Origin of the sequence: Sulfitobacter sp. 1A15258 (genome assembly GCF_043557045.1) — a bacterium.
Taxonomy (GTDB): domain Bacteria; phylum Pseudomonadota; class Alphaproteobacteria; order Rhodobacterales; family Rhodobacteraceae; genus Sulfitobacter; species Sulfitobacter faviae.
On record NZ_JBIFFK010000031.1, the window covers coordinates 1 to 3,621 of the forward strand.

The following is a 3,621-nucleotide window of genomic DNA, read 5'->3' on the forward strand; positions in this document are numbered from 1 at the left end:
CCATATTGCTTGAATAGCTTGCGGAAAAAGCGTTTCGCTGCGCGCGTGTTACGCCGAGATTGAACCAAAATATCAAGGGCGTCACCATTGCTGTCGATCGCGCGCCAAAGCCAGAATTTGCGCCCGCGGACAGGAATGACCGCTTCATCAAGGTGCCATTGATCAGACGGCGCAGGCCGATCCCGCCGGATGGACGCGGCATACTTTGTACCAAATTTGCCAACCCACTTCCGGATCGTCTCATAGCTCACGATGATGCCGCGCGCCGCAAGTAGATCCTCGACATCGCGCAGGCTCAAGGAAAACCGAAAATAAGACCAAACCGCATATGCAATGATCTCAGGCGGGAAACGGTGGCCTTTGAAGGCGCCGGAATGTTTGGCTTTTGTCATGTCGGTCGGTACGATTTCAGGTCACGCCCCGCAAGTTGACGATGCCATTTAATGACGTGTCCGCAAATCGTGTTGGAACCGCTTACCCTACAAAAGACATTTCGTAGGATAGGTTTTTAGCCTACCTTACCCTACAAATAAAACTTAGTAGGGTAAGGCCAATAGTCATGATCAGACATCACAGCCACATCGGCACTGCCGCCTGGACCGACCTCCTGCGCATGTTGCAGGATGCTCAGATCTCCGAACTCCGAGGTTCGCCGAAGCTGAAGACGATAGGGAAGAAGAGATACTGGTATGATCAATATCGGATCGGGACCGAGGTCGTAAATCGCTACATCGGCGAAGACAGCAAGAATCTCCGTGATCGGCTCGCTCGCCTGAAAGAGCTGGCCCTGAAGCGGAAGGAGAACGAGCGAGAGCGATCCCGACTCATGCGGGTGCTTCGGGCAGAAGGATACTTGATGGCCGACGCGCAGACCGGACAAGTGGTCTCGGCAATGGAACGCGCGGGTGTCTTCCGCCTCGGTGGAACGCTGGTCGGGACGCAGGCCTTCCGGCTCTACGAAGGTGAGCTCGGGTTCCGGATTGGATTCGGCAGCTCAGCCGCTACAGACGATATCGACATAGCGAGTTTCGAACGGCTATCGATCGCCCTCGAGGATACCGTAGAAGAGCCGCTGTCGAAGGTCTTCTCTCAGTTGAAGTTTGCCCCCGTCCCCTCGCTCGAGAAGAACAAGATCTGGCGATGGCAGCAGACGGATCGAAACACGCTGGTCGAATTCCTCACGCCGTCCTTCGAGGAAAACGAAGGTATTCGAGACCTCCCTGCTCTCGGCGTCAGCGCACAGAGCCTGCACCATCTCAATTTTCTGATATCCGACCCGATCCAGGTGCCGCTCCTCTACCGCTCTGGGGCGCTTGTGCAGATCCCGCGGCCGGAGCGCTTCGCCATTCACAAGCTGATCGTCGCCGATCGACGCAGGAGCGATCCGAGCAGATTGAAGGCCCGGAAAGATCGAGCGCAGGCCGGTCTGCTCATCGAAGTCCTGAGCGAGGAAAGGCCTGGCGAACTTGCGGAGGCATACGAGGATGCGATCGGCCGCGGACCAGCCTGGCACAACAGAATATCGGCTTCGCTGGACCTGATGCCGCAGGCTCGCAAGCGGATCGACGGCACCACCTGACGAAGTGATTGGGCGACCAACACGGTTTGCGGACATCCCCTTATTTAAACAGCTTCCGTGTTTTTGTGGCTAAACCCGTACCCATTGCTACCTTTCGGGAAGACCGTCCGCTGCATTATTAAAGACATCGTTACTCCAAGCTGAGGAGGCAGCGATGATCCGACATAACCCGTTCAAGGGAAACAGGTTTCTGCGCGAGGTCTTCCTGCTGGGGGTGCGCTGATACTGGCGCTTTCCGCTTTCCTACCGGGGCGTACAAGATATCTTGCTGGGCGGTAGTTGATGCCTTGGCCGTTCACCAGCCGGCCTTGGCTTACGGTTAATTGGCCCTCGGCGATTTAGTTGCGAGATGGGGGTGTTTCAAACGTTCTTCTGCAACATGATATCGCGCAGCGGTACGGTCTGATGCTCGATCATCCTATGTACCTCCGGTCGTCCCTCCCCCCGGTGCAAACGCCTGATCCGGTCGGATAATTCCGCGTCCGACTGGGTGCGGCGTTCATTGTGACGCACATATTCGCCCCACGTCGGCACGTGGTAGCTTTCGCTCCAATGTTCTGGGCGGTGCAAGTCGCGCAGCAGCGCCCATTGCTGGGCGCCGTCGCGGATCCGCACCCGCCGCCGCAGCGCCATTGCCGCCAGGAAATCCGCCACGTCTTCCTGCGCAATTTCGTAATCCACCATGACCATCACCGGGCCGCTGCGATAGCTGAGGTCAAACCGCGTGTCGGGTTCCTTAAAGCGTCCCAATGGGTCGAGATTCAAACCGCTAAATTCCGGCAGCGGCAGAACGCGTCCGACAAGCGCCCCGATCACCAGCATGACTGACGCACAGAGCAAAGCCGTCTCTGGCCCGCCCCGATCCGCGATCACCCCCCAGATCAGACTGCCTGCTGCCATGCCCCCGAACGTACCAGTTTGATACAGCGCGATCACCCGCCCGACGACCCAACGGGGAGTGGACAGCTGAATTGTCACATTGAACATCGACAGGGACAGCACCCAACAGGCCCCGGCCAGCATCAGCGCGATGCCGGACAAAATGGGCTGAGTGCTAAACGCTAATCCGGCGCAACTAAACGCAAACCCGGTGAAACCGCCTGGGCGATCATCTCATTAGCAAAGCGCGCTCTGAGACGCGCATTCAACAGCGCGCCCATGACTGCGCCCATTCCAAAACAGCCCAGCATCACGCCATAGACAAATGCCGAGCCTTGCAGGATTTCTCGAACGATCACCGGCAGCAGAGCCAGTAACGCGATGGCCGAGAGCCCAAACCAGAACCCGCGCAAGATCACTCGCATCAGACTGGGTGACATCGCCACATAGCGCAGTCCGGCGGAAAAAGCGTTGCCCATCGGCTCGCGCGGCAGCCGCATGTCCCGCACTGGGGCTTTCCAACGCAAAAGGGCGAGAATAATCGCAACATAGCTGAGTGCATTGACCGCAAAGGCCGCCGCCGCCCCCGCGAGCGCCACAATCGCCCCTCCCGCCGCAGGCCGATGCTGCGCATCAGATTGAACCCCATGGAATTGAGCGATACCGCAGAAGGCAATTCTTCGCGGGTAACAATGTCGCCCATTGTGGCCTGCCAAGACGGGTTGTGCAGCGCGGTGCCGCAGCCGATCGAGAAGGTGAACGCCAGCAACAGCCAAGGCGTCAGCCAACCTTCGAACGCCATGAACGTCAGCAAGATTGACACGCAGAACATGAAGCTCTGCGCAATCAGCATCACCCGGCGGCGGTCAAAGTTATCAGCAAAAACCCCCGCAAGGAGCGAAAAGATCATGATCGGCAGCGCTACAGAGCCTTGCACCAAAGCCACCATGTTCTGCGAGTCTGACAGCGAGGTCATCAGCCAAGCCGCGCCAACCGCTTGGACCAATCCGCCGAAGTTCGACGCCAGTGCCGCTATCCAGAGTGAGCGGAACGTCTGGTTGCGGAACAGAATCAGGGGCGAGATATGGCTTTGTTGCACAAATCGGCTGAACGCCGAGGTTCCCCTTTCCCCGGACAGACTTATCCCACAGCTTCCGTGACGG

At 58.2% G+C, this 3,621-nt stretch carries 2 protein-coding genes and 1 pseudogene; 1 reads left to right on the forward strand and 2 read right to left on the reverse strand.

Features of this window, described 5'->3' with window-relative positions; genetic code table 11:
• The coding region (locus ACGYK9_RS19175; protein WP_394415283.1) for an IS6 family transposase at window positions 1-392 on the reverse strand (392 nt) is incomplete at its 3' end.
• A gap of 167 nt (window positions 393-559) precedes the next feature.
• Here ACGYK9_RS19175 and ACGYK9_RS19180 point away from each other — a divergent pair.
• Window positions 560-1,579: a GSU2403 family nucleotidyltransferase fold protein gene (locus ACGYK9_RS19180; protein WP_276155092.1), complete on the forward strand. Its 1,020-nt coding sequence runs from the start codon at window positions 560-562 to the stop codon at window positions 1,577-1,579.
• A 360-nt stretch (window positions 1,580-1,939) separates the two neighbouring features.
• Here ACGYK9_RS19180 and ACGYK9_RS19185 read toward each other — a convergent pair.
• A pseudogene (locus tag ACGYK9_RS19185) lies at window positions 1,940-3,557 on the reverse strand (MFS transporter).
• Window positions 3,558-3,621 lie beyond the last annotated feature (64 nt).